Origin of the sequence: Pseudomonas sp. ICMP22404, assembly GCF_006227205.1 — a bacterium.
In the GTDB taxonomy this organism is placed as follows: Bacteria; Pseudomonadota; Gammaproteobacteria; order Pseudomonadales; family Pseudomonadaceae; genus Aquipseudomonas.
Genome location: NZ_VCNG01000027.1, coordinates 19270 through 35644, shown reverse-complemented (window position 1 = coordinate 35644; position 16375 = coordinate 19270). Strand labels below are relative to the sequence as shown.

General features: G+C 60.9%; 15 protein-coding genes. 5 read left to right on the top strand and 10 right to left on the bottom strand.

All coding sequences use genetic code 11. The features are described from left to right. A partial coding sequence (locus FGE05_RS29160) for an OprD family outer membrane porin (protein ID WP_139650380.1) occupies positions 1 to 306 on the bottom strand: 306 nt, incomplete at its 3' end. A gap of 666 nt (positions 307 to 972) precedes the next feature. On the opposite strand from FGE05_RS29160, the gene FGE05_RS29155 reads away from it, so the two are divergent. Continuing rightward, on the top strand, positions 973 to 1326 hold the full coding sequence (locus FGE05_RS29155; protein ID WP_139650379.1) for a DUF6124 family protein: 354 nt from the start codon (positions 973 to 975) through the stop codon (positions 1324 to 1326). A gap of 446 nt (positions 1327 to 1772) precedes the next feature. Here FGE05_RS29155 and adeC read toward each other — a convergent pair whose 3' ends face one another. The 3 genes from adeC to FGE05_RS29140 are packed head-to-tail and all read right to left on the bottom strand — an operon-like array spanning position 1773 to position 7555. Further along, positions 1773 to 3230: an AdeC/AdeK/OprM family multidrug efflux complex outer membrane factor gene (adeC, locus tag FGE05_RS29150; protein WP_139650378.1), complete on the bottom strand. Its 1458-nt coding sequence runs from the start codon at positions 3228 to 3230 to the stop codon at positions 1773 to 1775. Beyond that, the gene (emhB, locus tag FGE05_RS29145) at positions 3227 to 6382 is read right to left on the bottom strand and encodes an efflux RND transporter permease subunit EmhB (RefSeq protein WP_139650377.1); all 3156 of its coding nucleotides are present in this window, start codon (positions 6380 to 6382) and stop codon (positions 3227 to 3229) included. The genes adeC and emhB overlap by 4 nt, the downstream gene beginning before the upstream one ends. A 3-nt stretch (positions 6383 to 6385) precedes the next feature. Next, positions 6386 to 7555, bottom strand: a complete 1170-nt coding sequence (locus FGE05_RS29140; protein ID WP_139650376.1) for an efflux RND transporter periplasmic adaptor subunit — start codon at positions 7553 to 7555, stop codon at positions 6386 to 6388. Between the two features lie 261 nt (positions 7556 to 7816). On the opposite strand from FGE05_RS29140, the gene FGE05_RS29135 reads away from it, so the two are divergent. Further along, positions 7817 to 8449, top strand: a complete 633-nt coding sequence (locus FGE05_RS29135; RefSeq protein WP_139650375.1) for a TetR family transcriptional regulator — start codon at positions 7817 to 7819, stop codon at positions 8447 to 8449. A gap of 143 nt (positions 8450 to 8592) precedes the next feature. On the opposite strand, the gene FGE05_RS29130 is transcribed toward FGE05_RS29135, so the two are convergent. The 4 genes from FGE05_RS29130 to FGE05_RS29115 all read right to left on the bottom strand — a co-directional run bounded on the left by FGE05_RS29130 (position 8593) and on the right by FGE05_RS29115 (position 12004). Further along, on the bottom strand, positions 8593 to 9099 hold the full coding sequence (locus tag FGE05_RS29130; protein WP_139650374.1) for a hypothetical protein: 507 nt from the start codon (positions 9097 to 9099) through the stop codon (positions 8593 to 8595). Positions 9100 to 9440: 341 nt separating this feature from the next. Next, entirely contained in the window at positions 9441 to 10490 is a 1050-nt protein-coding gene (locus FGE05_RS29125) for an alkene reductase (protein WP_139650373.1), read from the bottom strand. Positions 10491 to 10522: 32 nt separating this feature from the next. Next, positions 10523 to 11689, bottom strand: a complete 1167-nt coding sequence (locus FGE05_RS29120; RefSeq protein WP_139650372.1) for an MFS transporter — start codon at positions 11687 to 11689, stop codon at positions 10523 to 10525. 12 nt (positions 11690 to 11701) lie between these two features. After that, complete coding sequence (locus FGE05_RS29115) at positions 11702 to 12004, bottom strand: helix-turn-helix transcriptional regulator (protein WP_003198672.1); 303 nt, start codon at positions 12002 to 12004, stop codon at positions 11702 to 11704. Between the two features lie 165 nt (positions 12005 to 12169). On the opposite strand from FGE05_RS29115, the gene FGE05_RS29110 reads away from it, so the two are divergent. After that, positions 12170 to 12754, top strand: coding sequence for an ACP phosphodiesterase (locus FGE05_RS29110; RefSeq protein WP_139650371.1), 585 nt, complete (start codon positions 12170 to 12172; stop codon positions 12752 to 12754). A gap of 113 nt (positions 12755 to 12867) precedes the next feature. On the opposite strand, the gene FGE05_RS29105 is transcribed toward FGE05_RS29110, so the two are convergent. Together FGE05_RS29105 and olsB are read right to left on the bottom strand one after the other, a co-directional pair. Then, entirely contained in the window at positions 12868 to 13659 is a 792-nt protein-coding gene (locus FGE05_RS29105; RefSeq protein ID WP_139650370.1) for a lysophospholipid acyltransferase family protein, read from the bottom strand. Beyond that, positions 13659 to 14414 carry an L-ornithine N(alpha)-acyltransferase gene (olsB, locus tag FGE05_RS29100; RefSeq protein ID WP_139650369.1) on the bottom strand — a complete coding sequence of 252 codons (756 nt, stop codon included), beginning with the start codon at positions 14412 to 14414 and terminating at the stop codon, positions 13659 to 13661. The genes FGE05_RS29105 and olsB overlap by 1 nt, the downstream gene beginning before the upstream one ends. A gap of 325 nt (positions 14415 to 14739) precedes the next feature. Here olsB and FGE05_RS29095 point away from each other — a divergent pair, with 325 nt between their 5' ends. Continuing rightward, on the top strand, positions 14740 to 15834 hold the full coding sequence (locus FGE05_RS29095; protein WP_139650368.1) for a serine hydrolase: 1095 nt from the start codon (positions 14740 to 14742) through the stop codon (positions 15832 to 15834). After that, positions 15831 to 16142 (top strand): amidase, encoded by a 312-nt coding sequence (locus FGE05_RS29090; RefSeq protein ID WP_139650367.1) that lies wholly within the window; start codon positions 15831 to 15833, stop codon positions 16140 to 16142. The genes FGE05_RS29095 and FGE05_RS29090 overlap by 4 nt, the downstream gene beginning before the upstream one ends. The last annotated feature ends 233 nt before the right edge of the window (positions 16143 to 16375 follow it).

Genomic DNA, 16375 nt, shown 5'->3' with positions numbered 1-16375 from the left:
GGTGCCGGCGGTGCCTTTGCCGCCATCGAGCTTGATCGAGTACAGGCCCAGCACGTCCATGCCGAACCCCACCGGGCCCTGGGTGAAACCGGACTTGGCGTCGAGGATGAAACTCTGGGTCCATTCCTCGGCCTTGCCCTGGGCCGCGCTCGGGTTGGTGAAGTTACGGTTGAAGTAGAAGTTGCGCAGGTTGAGATTGACCTTCGCATCTTCGACAAACCCCGACTCTGCGGCCAGGACAGGCAGGGCGGAACCGGCCAGGGCAACGGCGATGAGGCTGGGGAACAAATGCTGTGTGGACTTCATGGGCGTGTCTCTATTTTTTATGGACGAAAAGAACCGCTGCCGCAAACCTGGGTTGCAGACGAAACGGTGGAACCAAACGGGTAGATGGCTGTGGATCAGCCGGGCGAGGCGGGGCGTGAGGTCATGGCGAGGCACCTGTCGTTCTTGTTGTGTGCGAGGGATGGTGAAGGGCAGGCCGGGATCGCTTCAATTGGCGATTATCGGTTTTGGGCGATTATCGAACGGCAAAAACACCTGAGCCGAACCACAAAACCCTGTGGGAGCGAGCCTGCTCGCGAAAGCGGCGTGTCAGACAACACAGCTGTGCCTGGTCCTCCGCTATCGCGAGCAGGCTCGCTCCCACAGGGTTCGTGGACGGTCTGACAGACGCGTCGATTTTTCCGACAAGCTTTTAAGGTTGTCGCTCGGAAGCCGTGCCTCTAGCCTTTTTGTGTCGCTGCCCATTCAGCGACCGGGACTGCAAGCCCGCCGAATTTGTTAGGCGCCTAGCCGCGCCCCTATAATCCATGGCGTTTTCTGATGCCATCGTTTTATGGTGGCTGTGTGCGGGAGACCTTCGGGTCTGCCGAGGTTGCCTAACGACTCGGTCTTGCAGACCCGTACACAGCTGCCACCTATCATCTGCAAGTGATGCTGGCGGCTCCCATTTTCGTTAGGAGCACCATCATGATCAAAGAAACACCCAATCCCCCTGCGCCCGGCTCCACCTTCCCCTACAACGACCCCGATCCAGACAAACTCCAAGAGGCAGCAGACCGAGCACTCGATTTCCATCTTGGCACCCACCCTGATCCCAAGCCCAAAACCTCAACTCAAGTTTTCACCGTCATCGATACCCTCGACACCGAGTCTCTGCTGGCGAATCTCAGCGAAACCCTGGCCTCGGCCAATGCCATGGTCAATGATCTGGCGTTCGATCTGGAAGGCTCGCGGCGGCATGTCGCATTGGGCGTGGCGCAGATGGTTGAATTGAGTGAGCTATTGGCTAATCGTGCGTTGGATATCGTCGACCCGCGTTAGCCAAGTGGGGCTATCCCCCAGCTGGGCTGTGGGAGCAAAGCTTGCTCGCGATGACAGTACTTCAGTTGATCACGCGCTTTTGCTTTTGCTTTTGATCTTGAATGCCCCATTAACCACGCTGGCCGGAGTGAGGGCACACCGAGCGTAGGCGAGGTGCCGAGTGGTGGGGCCAGCGTTCTTTGCTTACTTTCTTTGGCGTTTGAAAGAAAGTAAGTCGCCGTCAGGGCGAAACCCTAAGTGGCCGTTACCGCAGCAATGGATATGTACTCAGTAAACAACCCCCCCGGCCGCCTGTCAGGCCACCATCGCGAGCAAGCTCGCTCCCACAGGAGAATGACCATGTCGCCTTCTTCGCGGGCAAGCCTTGCTCCCACACAACTCTGTAGAAACCCAATAAAAAAGCCCACCTCTCGGTGGGCTTCGTGTTTCAGCGTTCAAGCATAAAGTCAGAACAATTTCATCTTCGGCGCTTCTTCCTTCACCGGCTCGTTCTTGCCGGTCTCGGCATTCCAGCCGCCACCCAGTGCCTTGTACAGATTGACCTCGCTGGTCAATTGCGCCAGGCGGTCGGTGATCAACGATTGTTGGGCGCTGAACAACTGGCGTTGGGCGTCGAGGAAGGTCAGGTTGCTGTCGACACCAATGCGATAGCGACGCTCGGCCAGGCGGTAGTAGTCCTGGTTGGCGGCGACGAAGTCGGTCTGGGCCTGCAACTGTTCGTTGTAGGTCTGGCGTGCGGCCAGGCCGTCGGAGACTTCCTGGAATGCCGTCTGAATCGACTTCTCGTACTGCGCGACGTTGATGTCTTTCTGGATCTTGGCGTAATCCAGGCTCGCCCGCAGGCTGCCGGCGTTGAAGATCGGCAGGTTGATCTGCGGGGCGAAGGTCCAGGTCCCCGAGCCGCCCTTGAACAGGCCGGACAGGTCCGGGCTCAGCGTGCCGGCGTTGGCCGTCAGGCTGATGCTCGGGAAGAACGCGGCCCGTGCGGCGCCGATGTTGGCGTTGGCGGCAAGCAGGTTGTGTTCGGCCTGGAGAATGTCTGGACGACGTTGCAGCAGGTCCGACGGCAATCCGGCCGGCACTTCGCTGAGCAGGTCAGCGCTCAACGGTTGCGAGTTCAGGTTGGCCGGCAGGCCGGTGCCCAGCAGCAGGGTCAGGCTGTTTTCGTCCTGGGCCACCTGGCGGGTGTAGCGGGCCAGTTGCACGCGGGCGTTTTCCACCGCCGTGCGCGCCTGGCTCAGGTCAAGCGCCGAGGCGACGCCGACATCGGCGCTGCGGGTGGTCAGCTTGAGGCTTTGCTCGTAGGTTACCAGGGTTTCCTGGGTCAGCTTGAGCAGTTCCTTGTCGGCCTGCCAGGTCAGGTAAGCGTTGGCGACGCTGGCCACCAGGCTGATCTGGGTGCTGCGGCGGGCTTCTTCGGTGGCGAAGTAGCTTTGCAGCGCTTGCTCGCTCAGGCTGCGAACCCGACCGAACAGGTCCAGTTCGTAGGCGCTGATGCCCAGGGTGGCCGAGTAGGAGCTGCTGATGGCCGCTTCACCGGTTTGCGAGGCCCGCGCCGGTACCCGCTGGCGGCTGCCGGAACCCGTGGCCGAGACCGCCGGGAACAGGTCCGCCCGCTGGATGTTGTACTGCGCCGCGTAAGCATCGATGTTCAGTGCCGCGACGCGCAGGTCGCGGTTGTTTTCCAGGGCGACCTGGATCAGCTGCTGCAGGGCCGGGTCATGGAAAAACTGTTTCCAGCCCTGTTCCGCGGCTGCCTGACCGGCCGCCTTGGCCGGCTCGTAGGCCGGGCCTTGCGGGTATTGTGTCGCGACCGGTGCTTCGGGCCGCTGATAGTCGGGGATCAGCGAGCAGCCGCTGAGCACGACGGCGGCGATGGTCAGAGAGAGTAGCGACTTGCTCATTGCCCAGCCTCATTAAAAGTTTCAGGGGTGTCGTCCTGCTTGCGACGACCTATCGACGACACGGCCACGAAGAACAGCGGCACCCAGAAGATCGCCAGGACGGTGGCGGTGATCATCCCGCCGATGACCACGGTACCGATGGCATGTTGACTGCCTGAACCAGCACCTGTGGAGATCGCCAGAGGCACGACGCCCAGGATAAACGCAAGCGAGGTCATGATGATCGGCCGCAATCGCATCCGGCAAGCCTCGATGGCTGCCTCTTGCAAGCTCTTGCCCTGCTCGTGCAGTTCCTTGGCGAACTCGACGATCAGAATGGCGTTTTTCGCGACCAGGCCGATGGTGGTCAAGAGGCCCACCAGAAAGTACACGTCATTGGAAAGACCGCGCAAGCTGGTGGCCAGCAATGCTCCGATGATCCCCAACGGCACCACGAGTACGATCGCAATCGGGATCGACCAGCTTTCATACAACGCCGCCAGGCACAGGAACACCATCAGGATCGACAGGGCGAACAGCGCTGGCGCCTGGGAGCCTGCCAGTCGTTCTTCGTACGACAGGCCGGTCCAGGAAATACCGACACCGGCCGGCAGCTTCTTGGCAATGGCTTCGACTTCAGCCATGGCTTCACCGGTGGAGTAACCCGGCGCCGGAACGCCCAGGACTTCCATCGCTTCCACACCGTTGTAGCGGGCCAGTTTCGGCGAACCGTAGATCCACTCACCCTTGGCGAACGCGGTGAACGGCACCATGGTTCCGGAGCTGTTGCGCACGTACCACTTCTTCAGGTCTTCGGGGCTCATGCGAGCACCCGGCTGGCCTTGCACGTACACCTTCTTCACCCGACCGCGGTCGATGAAGTCGTTGACATAGCTACTACCCAGGGCAATCGACAGGGTGCTGTTGATGTCCGAAATGGTCACGCCCAGGGCGCTGGCCTTCTCGTCGTCGATTTCCAACTGGTATTGCGGTTCGTCGTTCAGGCCGTTGGGACGCACCTGTGCCAACACCTTGCTTTGAGCCGCCATGCCCAGGAACTGGTTACGCGCCTCCATCAACTTGGTGTGGCCGATCCCGGCGCGGTCCTGCAGGAACACGTCGAAACCGGTGGCGTTACCCAGCTCCATCACGGCCGGTGGGGCGAAGGCGAACACCATCGCATCGCGGAACGTGAAGAAGTGTTGCTGGGCGCGGGCCGAGATCTTGAACACCGTGTTGTCGGCGTTACGTTCTTCCCACGGCTTGAGCATGATGAACGCCATGCCCGAACTCTGGCCACGACCGGCGAAGTTGAAACCGGTCACGGTGAACACCGACGCCACACCGTCGCCTTCGCCGCCGTCCTTGCCCGGACGCAGCAGGAACTCGCGCATCTTGTCTACCACCACCTGGGTGCGCTCGGCACTGGAGCCGGCGGGCGTCTGTACCTGGGCAAACAACACGCCCTGGTCTTCTTCCGGGAGGAACGAGGACGGGATACGCATGAACAGCCAGACCATGCCGACGACGATGATCAGGTAGACCAGCAGGTACGGTGCTTTATGGCGCAGGATATTGCCGACACCCCGCTCGTAGCTTTGCACGCTGCGGTCGAAGTTGCGGTTGAACCAGCCGAAGAAGCCACGTTTCGCTACGCCATGGTCACCCTTGGGAATGGGTTTGAGCATGGTCGCGCAGAGTGCCGGGGTGAAGATCAGCGCCACCATTACCGACAGGGCCATGGCCGAGACGATGGTGATGGAGAACTGTTTATAGATCACACCGGTGGAGCCGCCGAAAAACGCCATCGGCAACAGTACCGCCGAAAGCACCAAGGCAATACCCACCAGGGCGCCCTGGATCTGGCCCATGGATTTTTTCGTCGCTTCCTTGGGGGACAGGCCTTCTTCGCTCATCACCCGTTCGACGTTTTCCACCACGACGATGGCGTCGTCCACCAGCAAGCCGATGGCCAGCACCATGCCGAACATGGTCAGGGTGTTGATGCTGAAGCCGAACGCCGCGAGGATCCCGAACGTACCCAGCAGCACCACCGGCACGGTCATCGTGGTGATGATGGTGGCGCGGAAGTTCTGCAGGAACAGGAACATCACCAGGAACACCAGGGCGACGGCTTCGACCAGGGTTTCGACTACACCCTTGATCGATTCGCTCACCACCGGCGTGGTGTCGTAGGGGAATACCACTTCCATGCCAGGTGGGAAGAAAGGCTTGAGGTTATTGACGGTCTGGCGCAGGGCCTTGGCCGTGTCGAGGGCGTTGGCACCGGTGGCCAGTCGTACTGCCAGACCCGAGGCCGGGGCACCGTTGAACTGGGCATTGATGGCATAGTTCTCACCGCCCAGGCCGACTTCCGCCACGTCACCGACGCGTACTTGCGAGCCGTCCGGGTTGACCTTGAGCAGGATCTTCTTGAACTGCTCGGCGGTCTGCAAGCGGGTCTTGCCGATGATGGTGGCGTTCAGTTGCTGGCCGGGCAGGGCGGGCAGGCCGCCGAGCTGGCCCGAGGAGACCTGGACGTTCTGCGCGGCAATGGCGGTGCTCACGTCCGACGGGGTCAGGCTGTAATTGTTCAGCTTGGCCGGGTCGAGCCAGATCCGCATGGCGTACTGGGCACCGAAGACCTGGAAGTCACCGACACCGGCCGTGCGCGAGATCGGGTCCTGCATGTTGGACACGATGTAGTTGGACAGGTCCTCACGGGTCATGGTGCCGTCGCGCGACACCACGCCGATCACCATCAGGAAGTTCCTCACCGATTTGGTCACGCGGATACCCTGTTGCTGCACTTCTTGCGGCAGCAGCGGGGTGGCCAGGTTCAGCTTGTTCTGGACCTGGACCTGCGCGGTATCGGAGTTGGTGCCCTGCTCGAAGGTCGCGGTGATGGTCATGCTGCCGTCGGAGTTACTCTCCGAGGACACATAACGCAGGTTGTCGATACCGTTGAGCTGCTGCTCGATGACCTGGACCACGGTGTCCTGCACGGTTTGCGCGGACGCACCCGGGTAGGTGACCTGGATCGCGATGGCTGGCGGCGCGATGCTCGGGTACTGGTTGATCGGCAACTTGAGGATCGATAGAGCCCCGACCAGCATGATCACTAGGGCGATCACCCAGGCGAAGATCGGACGGTCGATAAAGAATTTCGACATGGTTTACTCCCCTTTGCCGCCGGCTGCTTTATCAGCTGCCTGAGCGGGGGCCGGGTTCTTGGTGGCTGCGTCGGTGCCCACGTTGGTGGCTTCGGTGGCCTTGACTTCAACCCCTGGCCGTACGTACTGCAGGCCTTCGGTGATCAGGCGGTCGCCAGCCTTGAGCCCGTCTTCGATCAGCCACTGGCTGCCCACGGTGCGACTGGCCTTGAGTTGACGCAGTTCGACCTTGTTGTCCGGGCCTACCACCAAGGCGGTCGGCGTGCCCTTGAGGTCGCGGGTCACGCCTTGCTGTGGCGCGAGAATCGCCGCGCTGTTCACACCGGCTTGCAACTGCGCGTGGACGAACATGCCCGGCAGCAGAGTGTGGTCAGGGTTGGGGAACACGGCCCGCAAGGTGACGGAGCCGGTGGTCTGGTCGACCGACACTTCGGAGAACTCCAGCTTGCCTTCATGAGGGTACGGGCTGCCGTCTTCCAGGGTCAGCTTGACCATGGCGGCGTTGTCGCCAGCCTTCTGCAACCGGCCACTTTCCAGTTCACGGCGCAATTGCAGCAGCTCGACCGAGCTCTGGGTCACGTCGACATAGATCGGGTCCAACTGCTGGATAGTCGCCAGTGCGTCGGCCTGACCGTTGCTGACCAGCGCGCCCTCGGTCACCGAAGAGCGACCGATGCGACCGGAAATCGGTGCATAGACCTTGGTGTAGCGCACGTTGATCTGAGCGGTTTGCAGGTTGGCTTCCGACTCGAGGCGATTGGCCACGGCGGTGTCGTATTCCTGGCGGCTGACGGCTTGTTCATCCACCAATTGCTTGTAGCGATCGGCGATGGATTTGGTCGACCGCAGGTTGGCCTCGGCGCTCTTGAGGGTCGCTTCGTACACGGCCGGGTCGATCTGATACAGCTGCTGACCGGCCTTGACGTCGGCGCCTTCCTTGAACAGACGCTTGAGGATGATGCCGTTGACCTGAGGGCGAACCTCTGCGACGCGGAACGCGCTGGTACGGCCGGGCAACTCGGACGTCAAGGTGAAAGGCTGGGTTTTGAGGGTTACGACGCCGACCTGAGGGGGTGGTGCGGCGGGGGCCGCCTCTTCCTTTTTGCATCCGCTGAGCAGTGATGCCAGGGCGATGGCGGTAACCAGAGCGGTAACAGCTGGCTTGAATTGCATGGAAATCCTCGGGTCAGGCGCGCAACAGGCGCACTCGAAAGGTGGAAAGTTAGAAAGGCGTCATTTTTCAATTAGTAGGTTGCTAAGAAATATACTTACGTACATGGTTGTTTGTAAACAGCCAAATTGCGTACCATCCAGCTTTACAAAAGCCTGACAAAGGCCCTGTTGACCGGAGACGCGCTCTATGCGCAAGCGTTCTCTATTCGCTCAGCTGACTTTACGCATTGCTCATGCATCCTGATTGAGGTGTTTACTGCCATGGTTCGTCGTACCAAAGAGGAAGCCCTGGAGACTCGCAGCCAGATACTCGAAGCGGCCGAAAAGGCCTTTTTCGAGCGTGGCGTGGCGCGCACGACGCTGGCCGACATTGCGACCCTCGCTGGTGTGACGCGCGGGGCTATCTACTGGCATTTCAGCAACAAGGCGGATCTGCTTCAGGCCATGCTCGACACCTTGCATGAGCCTCTCGATGAACTGGCGCGCGCCAGTGAAAATGAAGAAGAGCTGGACCCGTTGGGCTGCGTCCAGAAGTTGCTGGTGCGGTTGTTCCAGCAGGTGGCCCTGGACCCGAAAACCCGACGCATCAATGAGATTCTTTTCCATAAGTGCGAGTTCACCGATGAGATGTGCGATTTGCGCCAGCAGCGGCGCGAAGTCAGCCTCGACTGCAATGTGCGTATTGCGCTGTCGCTGCGCAATGCAATGAAGCGTGGACAGCTGCCGGGTGATCTGGACCCGGAAAGGGCGGCGGTGGCCCTTCATGCCTACATCGACGGCATCCTCTACCAGTGGCTGTTGGTCCCCGACAGCTTCGCCCTGGCTGGTGAGGCCGAGCGCTGGGTGGACGTCGGGCTGGATATGCTGCGCCTGAGCCCCAACCTGCGCAAATGAAACAAAATGCGTAATTGCGTCGATATGTGTCAATAGCGGATAGCACATACCCCGTCGGACTTCGAGCCCGACGGGATACTTTATAGATGAACCGCAGGCAGATTGGCAGCGCTTCGGTCGCTACCGCCTACCGACCCTCTGGTCTATTCGACGATCAGGCGGACGGTGTAGTTGAAGGGCGGCTCGAGCATTTTTCGGGTGATTTCTGTTCTGCAAGTGAACTGGCCATTGCCGGTGTAGTTCGATCGACTTTTCCAGTCCGGCTTGTAACTGGGTTCCAGGGCGCCAATAACGATGGGCGCCTGGAAGCGGGTTTGCATCTGGCACTCGAAATTGAAGTTGCTCATTTTGTAGTTGAGAACGAGTTCGATAGGTTTGACTTTTTTCAGCGTGGGCTGCCAGCCGGATGTTGGGTAAGTGTAATTTCTTTCGTGGGCCACACGGAGGATGTAAGTTGATTTTGGCAGTACGTCATGAGCACTTAAGGGGAAGTCCGCGTCTTGCGCTGGATCAGTCAATAAGTTAGTCATGTTCAACGTGCCGCGAGTATTGTTTGTGATCTCCACGGTGACTTCGGTGGCGGCCATGGTATGGGCAACCATGGTGGTGCCCATTATCAGGGCAAGGATAAGACTTTTCAGGGGGTTCATAGTTATGGGTCTCTCATGAAAGCAGGGCTCGCTGAAGCCTGCATGCGTTGGGCGTGTATGCTGTTGTGTTTGATTGAGTAAATGTTGTTGCTGATTTTCATTGATCAGCGCTTTGAATGTTTTTTAGAAATAAATATATAAGCGTCAGTCCTTTGAGTGGGGCAGGTGTTGTTCGGGTTTTATTATTAGCGCTGTCCGGGGCGGGAATCCATAGTGAACAGGTTTTGTCTTGTTATTTGATATTTCGGCTTTGAGTGAATAATACGGGCTTAAAGTTGCCAGGCATAAAAAAGCCCCGGCTCTTTCGAGTCGGGGCTTTTCAGTAGGGGCCGTTCTGGAACTTACATTACCGGATAATCGATATAACCCACCGGACCTTTCCCATAAAAGGTTTCCGGGCGTGGCTCGTTCAGCGGTGCATCGGCTTTCAAGCGTGCCGGCAAGTCCGGGTTGGCAATGAAAGGCACACCAAATGCCACGGCATCGGCCTTGCCTTCGGCCAGCCAGGCATTGGCGCTGTCCTTGGTGAAGCGCTCGTTGGCAATGTACGGACCGCCGAAGGCTTGCTTGAGTTGCGGGCCGATGCTGTCGTCGCCTTCCTTCTCGCGGGAGCAAATGAACGCGATGCCACGCTTGCCCAGCTCGCGGGCTACATAGCTGAACGTTTCCAGGCGGTTCTCATCGCCCATGTCATGGGAGTCGGCACGTGGCGCCAAGTGCACGCCAACCCTGCCAGCGCCCCAGACTTCGATGGCGGCGTCGGTCACTTCCAGCAACAGGCGAGCGCGGTTTTCCAGGGAGCCGCCGTAGTTGTCGGTGCGCTGGTTGGTGCTGCTTTGCAGGAACTGGTCGAGCAGGTAGCCGTTAGCGCCATGGATTTCCACGCCGTCGAAACCGGCGGCCTTGGCGTTCTCGGCGCCCACGCGGTAGGCGTCGACGATGTCGGCGATTTCAGCGGTTTCCAGGGCCCGTGGCGTCGGGTAGTCGGCCAATGGACGCACCAGGCTCACGTGGCCTTTAGGTTGTATGGCGCTGGGTGCCACCGGGGTTTCGCCATCCAGGTACGACGGATGGGAGATCCGGCCGACGTGCCACAGTTGCAGGAAGATCTTGCCGCCGGCGCCGTGGATCGCCTTGGTGACGTTGGCCCAGCCGCGCACCTGGTCGTTGGACCAGATGCCCGGGGTGTCCGGGTAACCCACGCCCATTGGCGTGACGGAGGTGGCCTCGCTGAGGATCAGGCCGGCGGAGGCACGTTGCACGTAGTACTCGGCCATCAACGCGTTGGGCACGCGGCCTGCGTCGGCGCGGCAGCGGGTCAGTGGCGCCATGATGATGCGGTTGTTCAGCTCGATGTCGCCGAGTTTGATGGGGTCGAAAATAGTCGTCATGAATTACAAGCCTCGAAAGTGGAAGGTAAAAGTCAACGAGTTGCCGGAGCCAGGTCGGGGTTGGCGCCCTGGCGGAAAGTAATCAGGGTGATCAGCAGCGCCAGTACCGCCAGCGCACCGGCGGCCAGGGGGACGCTGGTCAGGCCCAGGCCCTGGTCGATGACACTGCCGCCGACCCAGGCGCCCAAGGCGTTGCCGATGTTGAAGGCGCCGATGTTCAGGGTGGACACCAGGTTCGGTGCCTCTTTGCCGAAGGTCACCACGTTGACCTGCAGGGCCGGCACGGCCGCGAAGCAGGCAGTGGCCCAGAGGAACAGGGTAATTTCGGTCGGGATCAGCGCCACGCTGGTCCAGCTCAATACGGTGGAGACCACGGCCATGGTGATGAACACACCGATCAGCGTGTTCGCCAGGCTCTTGTCCGCCAGCTTGCCGCCAATGATGTTGCCCAGGGTCAGGCCCAGGCCGATCAGCACCAGAGTCCAGGTCACGCCACGGGGCGACACGCCGGTGACTTCACCCAGCAACGGGGCGACGTAGGTGAACAGGGTGAACACCGAGGCGGAAAACAGCGCCGTCATGCCCAGGGACAGCCACAGCCCTGCGCCCTTGAGTGCCACCAGTTCCGAGCGCATGTCGAGCTTTTCTTCATCGCGCTTGGCCGGCAGGAAGCGGATCAGACCGATCAGCGCCACCACACCGATGAGGGTCACGGCCCAGAAGGTCGAACGCCAGCCGGCTTCCTGGCCCAGTGCCGTACCCAGCGGGACGCCGAGCACGTTGGCCAGGGTCAGGCCGGTGAACATCAGGGCCACGGCCGAGGCACGCTTGTTGGGCGCCACCAGACCGGCGGCCACCACCGAACCGATCCCGAAGAAGGCGCCGTGGCACAAGGCGGTCACGACCCGGGCGAACATCAGCACGTTGTAGTCGCTGGCAATGGCGCACAGCAGGTTGCCGATGATGAAAATTCCCATCAGCGCCACCAGGGCGGCCTTGCGCGGCAGCCGGGCGGTGGCCAGGGCCATGAAGGGAGCACCGATGGCCACCCCCAGGGCGTAGCCGGTCACCAACCAGCCCGCGCCAGGGATCGATACACCCAGGTCAGCCGCCACATCGGGCAACAGGCCCATGATGACGAACTCGGTAGTGCCGATGGCGAAGGCGCTCAGGGCCAGGATAAGGAGTGAGAGGGGCATGGCGAATCCTTGTCAGAGCTCTTGGCTCATTTGCTTGAGGAACTGCTGGATCACTTCCTCGTTGCGTTTGAAGAAGTGCCATTGACCGACCTTCTGGCTGGTGATCAGCCCCGCCCGTTGCAACACCGCCAGATGGGCTGACACCGTGGACTGCGACAGGCCGCAACGCTGGTCGATCTGTCCGGCACAGATGCCGAATTCGTGGTTGTGCAATTGTTCAGGGAACTGGACCTTGGGGTCTTTGAGCCAGTTGAGGATGTCTCGCCGTACCGGGTGTGCCAGTGCTTTTATTATTTCGTCGAGGTCAAGGGTCATGAGGGCAGTTCGTAGTGGATGTAGGTGAGTAAAACGCTATATCGCGATGAAGCGAACCTTAAATCGTTATTTCGCGATATACCAATATGAATTTGATCTGAATACCGAACAAATCGCTATATCGGGTTATAACGATATGGGCGCGACGATGCTAAGCTGCCGGTCATGAACTATCTCGCGCACCTGCACCTCGGCGGCACCGGCCGGGAACAACTGCTCGGCAGTCTCTATGGCGATTTCGTCAAGGGACCGCTGCAAGGCACCTACGACCCACGGATCGAAGCGGGCATTGCCCTGCATCGGCGCATCGACCAGTACACCGACCGACACCCGCTGGTGGATACTGCGTTGTCGCGTTTTTCCACGGTGCGGCGGCGTTACGCCGGTATCGTACTGGACGTGTTTTTCGACCATTGCCTGGCCCGGGATTGGGCTTTTTATGGCGACGGGGCTCTGGCGGACTTCACTTCCCGGGTGTACCGGGTGTTGGCCGACGAACCGCAGTTACCGGGACGCCTTGCGCACATCGCGCCCTACATGGCCGCGGATGACTGGCTGGGGTCCTACCAGGAATTCGAGGTGCTCGGGCAGGTATTGCGGGGCATTTCCCGACGCCTGTCCCGACCGGAGGAACTGGCGGGCGCGATGGAGGAGTTGATCCGGCTCTATGAGCCGTTGAGCGAGGATTTCCGCTTGTTCTATCCGCAGCTTCAAGCGTTTGCGACAAACCCCGCCACGCCGCAGATCTAAATGTGGGAGCGAGCCTGCTCGCGATAGCGGTGTAACAGTCAATATCGCTATTGGATGTCAGACCGCTATCGCGAGCAGGCTCGCTCCCACAAGGGATTGCGCAAAGGTTTGGATCAAGCCGCAATGGCCGGGCGCATCGGCGCCTGTTGCTTCTCGGGAACCACACCGAACAAGGCCTTGTGCACTGCCTGCTGCGCCTGGAAGGCCAGGGCTGCACGTTCCTGGCCGTGACAGGCGATGGGCTGCAACAGGTGGATGTGCACATCACCCAAGTCGTTGCTGAACAAGCGCATCAGGTGCGACAACAAGTCGTCATCGCCAATGAACGGCGCCAGCGAATCAGGCTCGCCGTTGCGCAGGTAACGGATCGCCACGGGCTGCAACGCTACGTCGGCATCGATGGCCGCCGACAGCAGGCGACCGTGGAAAGTGCGCAACGAACGGCCGTCGGTGGTGGTGCCTTCCGGGAACATCAGAAGCGGATGAGCCTGTTCCAGATGACGACTCATCTGCTTGCGGATCAACTGACTGTCACCCGAGCCGCGCCGGATAAACAGGCTGCCGGCCTTGGCCGCCAGCCAACCGGCCACCGGCCAGGTGCGCACTTCGGCCTTGGACAGGAACGACAGTGGGGTGAGCATGCCCAGCAGCGGAATATCGGTCCAGGACACGTGATTACTGACCCACAACATCGGCCGTTGTGGCAATTGACCGTGGACAGTCACGGAAAAGGGCAGCGCGTTACTCAGGCGCGCCATGAAAAATCGCGACCAGCGCTGACGACGCATCATGGAGTTGGCAAGCCCCAGGCGCTCGAACAGTCCGAACACGGTGGCCATCGTCAGGCCCAGCGCCACCACCAGCAGCACTCGCGCGATACGCGCGTACACCCGTAACCGGCTCATCAGACCGCTGCCTTGAAGTGGCGGGCGTAGCGTGGGCAGAGGTCGTCGCGCTTGAGCAGGATAAACACGTCGGCCACCTGGAAGTCTTCGTCCCAGCACGGCTCGCCGCAGATTTTTGCGCCCAGGCGCATGTAGGCCTTGAGCAGCGGCGGCATTTCGGCGATCACGTTGGACGGTACGTCGAGGGCCGGCAACGGTTTTTTGGGTACGGCTTGAAGGTGGTCGGTGCACAGGTAGCGCTCACGCAGGCGTTGCATGATCGCCTGGGCCTGGATGCCACCGTCCTGCATCGGAATGCTCGCGCACCCCATCAGGTAGCTGTAGCCGCCTTCGTTCAGGACTTCGGCCAGTTCACCCCAGAGCACCGCAATGGTGCCGCCGTTGCGGTAGGCCGGGTCGACGCAGGTACGGCCGATTTCCAGGATCGGGCCCTTGAGCTGGATCAGGCCGTGGAGGTTGAATTCTTCTTCACTATAAAAACGGCCCAGGCTGCTGGCGGCCTGGTGGTCGAGCAGGCGGGTGGTCGCCACGAGGCGCCCGGTGTTCAGGTCGCGTACGCCGATGTGGGCGCAGTGAACATCGTAGTCATCCATGTCCAGACCCATTTCCGCGCCCTTGAGCTTGGCGTTGAACTCGCCGCTGAAGACGTTGAAGCGCAGGGCTTGGGCTTCTTGCAAGGCCTGGGCGCCGATCAGGCGTTCGGCTTGCAGGCGGCGTTCATTGCCAGTGTCGCTGATGCGGGCGATCTGAGTCATAGCGAATCTCCGTGCGGGCTGTGTACCCGTCTTGGGGTTGAGCCAATCGACTTTCTTTATGCAGCCATGTTGTGCAAAGTCAGGCTATGTAGCCCCGGTGTCATCGCCATGAAGCTTTGGTGATGCTTATATGACAGCCCTCAAGGATCCCCCTGTTGATCGTTCCCACGCTCCGCGTGGGAATGCAGCCCGGGACGCTCCGCGTCCCCAGAGCCGAACGCGGAGCGTCCGTTGCGTCATTCCCACGCAGGAGCGTGGGAACGATCCTGAAACCGTCATCAATCTCGACTAAGCTCGACAGGTTCAATCCTCCGAGCCCCACCGCATGTGCAAAGGCTGGTTCCTGATTCCGATTCTGCTGTTCAACCTGAACGTCCACGCCGAAGACTGGCCCGGCGAGCAATGGTCGACCGGTCCGACGCCCGTCGGCTCGGCCCTCGAAGCCCTTGAGCAGTATGCTTTTCCGCTGCGCGACGACGCCACCCGCCAAGGCATTCGCACTGACGCGCTGCTGGTGATCCAGGACGGTCGCCTGGTCTATGAACGCTACGCCGGCCCCACCCGCGCAGACACCCCGCACCTGACCTGGTCCATCAGCAAAAGCCTGATGGCGACGGTATTCGGCGTGGCCTACGGTGAACAGCGGTTTGCCCTGACGGATTCGGTGGCTCGGTATTACCCCGCGTTGGGCCACTCGCCGGACCTGACCCTGGCCGATCTTTTCCACTGGGCCTCGGGCCTGGACTGGCAGGAAGACTACGAATACGCACCGTTGCATTCCTCGGTGGTGGCGATGCTCTATACCCGGGGACGCCGCGACATGGCGGCGTTCACCGCGCAACATGAACGCTACAGTCCACCGGGGGAGTCGTTCCGTTATTCCAGCGGCGACAGCAACCTGTTGGCGGCGGCCCTGAAACATATCGTCGGCCCGGCGCGATATCCCGATTATCCCTGGACGGCGTTGTTCGACCCGCTGGGCATCCGCCATGCTGTGTGGGAAACCGATGTCAGCGGCACCTTTGTCGGTTCGTCCTACGCCTACCTCACCGCCCGCGACCTGGCCCGTGTCGGCTTGCTGATGCAGCGTGATGGCCGTTGGGGCGAGCGGCAACTGATTCCCAAGGATTGGGTGGCGTTCAATCGCGCCCCCTTCGCTCGCTTCCAGGCCGGCCAGGACGAGGCCGTGCCCGGCGGACATTGGTGGCTCAACCGCGCCGCCGATCCCACCCTCCATCCCTGGCCCGACGCGCCACCGGATACCTACGCCGCGCTTGGGCATTGGGGGCAGGCGCTGTATGTCATCCCCAGCGCCCGGCTGGTCATCGTGCGATACGGTGACGACCGCGATGGCAGCTATCGCCATAACGAATTGCTCAAGCGCGTCATAGCGGCGTTCGCCGGGGCGGTGCAACCATGAGGCGTAGACCATGGCTGACCTCGATGGTGGCGCTGCTCATCGCGCTGTTCAGTTGGATCTGGATCGATCGGGTGGCGCTGCGGGCGTTCCCCGACATCATCAGCGCCTACACCGCCAAGGAATATTGCTCGTGTCGCTACGTGATGCGGCAACCGGCCGACTATTGCCGCGGCTACGTGAAACAGTCGGTGCCCATCAGCGGTTTTCTCGAAACCCCTGAAGCGAAACGCGTGACGGTCTCCGGGCTGGGGCGCAGCAACAGCGCGCGGTGGTTGGGGGAGCGGCAGGGGTGTCGATTGGAGCCATGAGCCTGGATCGACGCGAACCTTGTGGGGAGGGGATTTATCCCCGCTGGGTTGCGAGGCAACCCCCCTTGCGTCCTGCCTGATTCATCGCAGTGGCTGATGGATCCTGGGGTTGCTTCGCAACCCGGCGGGGATAAATCCCCTCGCCACAAGGAGTCTGCTGGCCGGGCGATTGGTTAAAGAGACAGTTTGCAAGCGCCCTCGGCCCGGTTAAGGTTCGCCACAGGTTTATCTGC

Coding starts and splice junctions, on each gene's coding strand:
- FGE05_RS29155 (WP_139650379.1), top strand. CDS start 973: ATGATCAAAGAAACACCCAATCCCCCTGCGCCCGGCTCCACCTTCCCC.
- adeC (WP_139650378.1), bottom strand. CDS start 3,230: ATGAGCAAGTCGCTACTCTCTCTGACCATCGCCGCCGTCGTGCTCAGC.
- emhB (WP_139650377.1), bottom strand. CDS start 6,382: ATGTCGAAATTCTTTATCGACCGTCCGATCTTCGCCTGGGTGATCGCC.
- FGE05_RS29140 (WP_139650376.1), bottom strand. CDS start 7,555: ATGCAATTCAAGCCAGCTGTTACCGCTCTGGTTACCGCCATCGCCCTG.
- FGE05_RS29135 (WP_139650375.1), top strand. CDS start 7,817: ATGGTTCGTCGTACCAAAGAGGAAGCCCTGGAGACTCGCAGCCAGATA.
- FGE05_RS29130 (WP_139650374.1), bottom strand. CDS start 9,099: ATGAACCCCCTGAAAAGTCTTATCCTTGCCCTGATAATGGGCACCACC.
- FGE05_RS29125 (WP_139650373.1), bottom strand. CDS start 10,490: ATGACGACTATTTTCGACCCCATCAAACTCGGCGACATCGAGCTGAAC.
- FGE05_RS29120 (WP_139650372.1), bottom strand. CDS start 11,689: ATGCCCCTCTCACTCCTTATCCTGGCCCTGAGCGCCTTCGCCATCGGC.
- FGE05_RS29115 (WP_003198672.1), bottom strand. CDS start 12,004: ATGACCCTTGACCTCGACGAAATAATAAAAGCACTGGCACACCCGGTA.
- FGE05_RS29110 (WP_139650371.1), top strand. CDS start 12,170: ATGAACTATCTCGCGCACCTGCACCTCGGCGGCACCGGCCGGGAACAA.
- FGE05_RS29105 (WP_139650370.1), bottom strand. CDS start 13,659: ATGAGCCGGTTACGGGTGTACGCGCGTATCGCGCGAGTGCTGCTGGTG.
- olsB (WP_139650369.1), bottom strand. CDS start 14,414: ATGACTCAGATCGCCCGCATCAGCGACACTGGCAATGAACGCCGCCTG.
- FGE05_RS29095 (WP_139650368.1), top strand. CDS start 14,740: ATGTGCAAAGGCTGGTTCCTGATTCCGATTCTGCTGTTCAACCTGAAC.
- FGE05_RS29090 (WP_139650367.1), top strand. CDS start 15,831: ATGAGGCGTAGACCATGGCTGACCTCGATGGTGGCGCTGCTCATCGCG.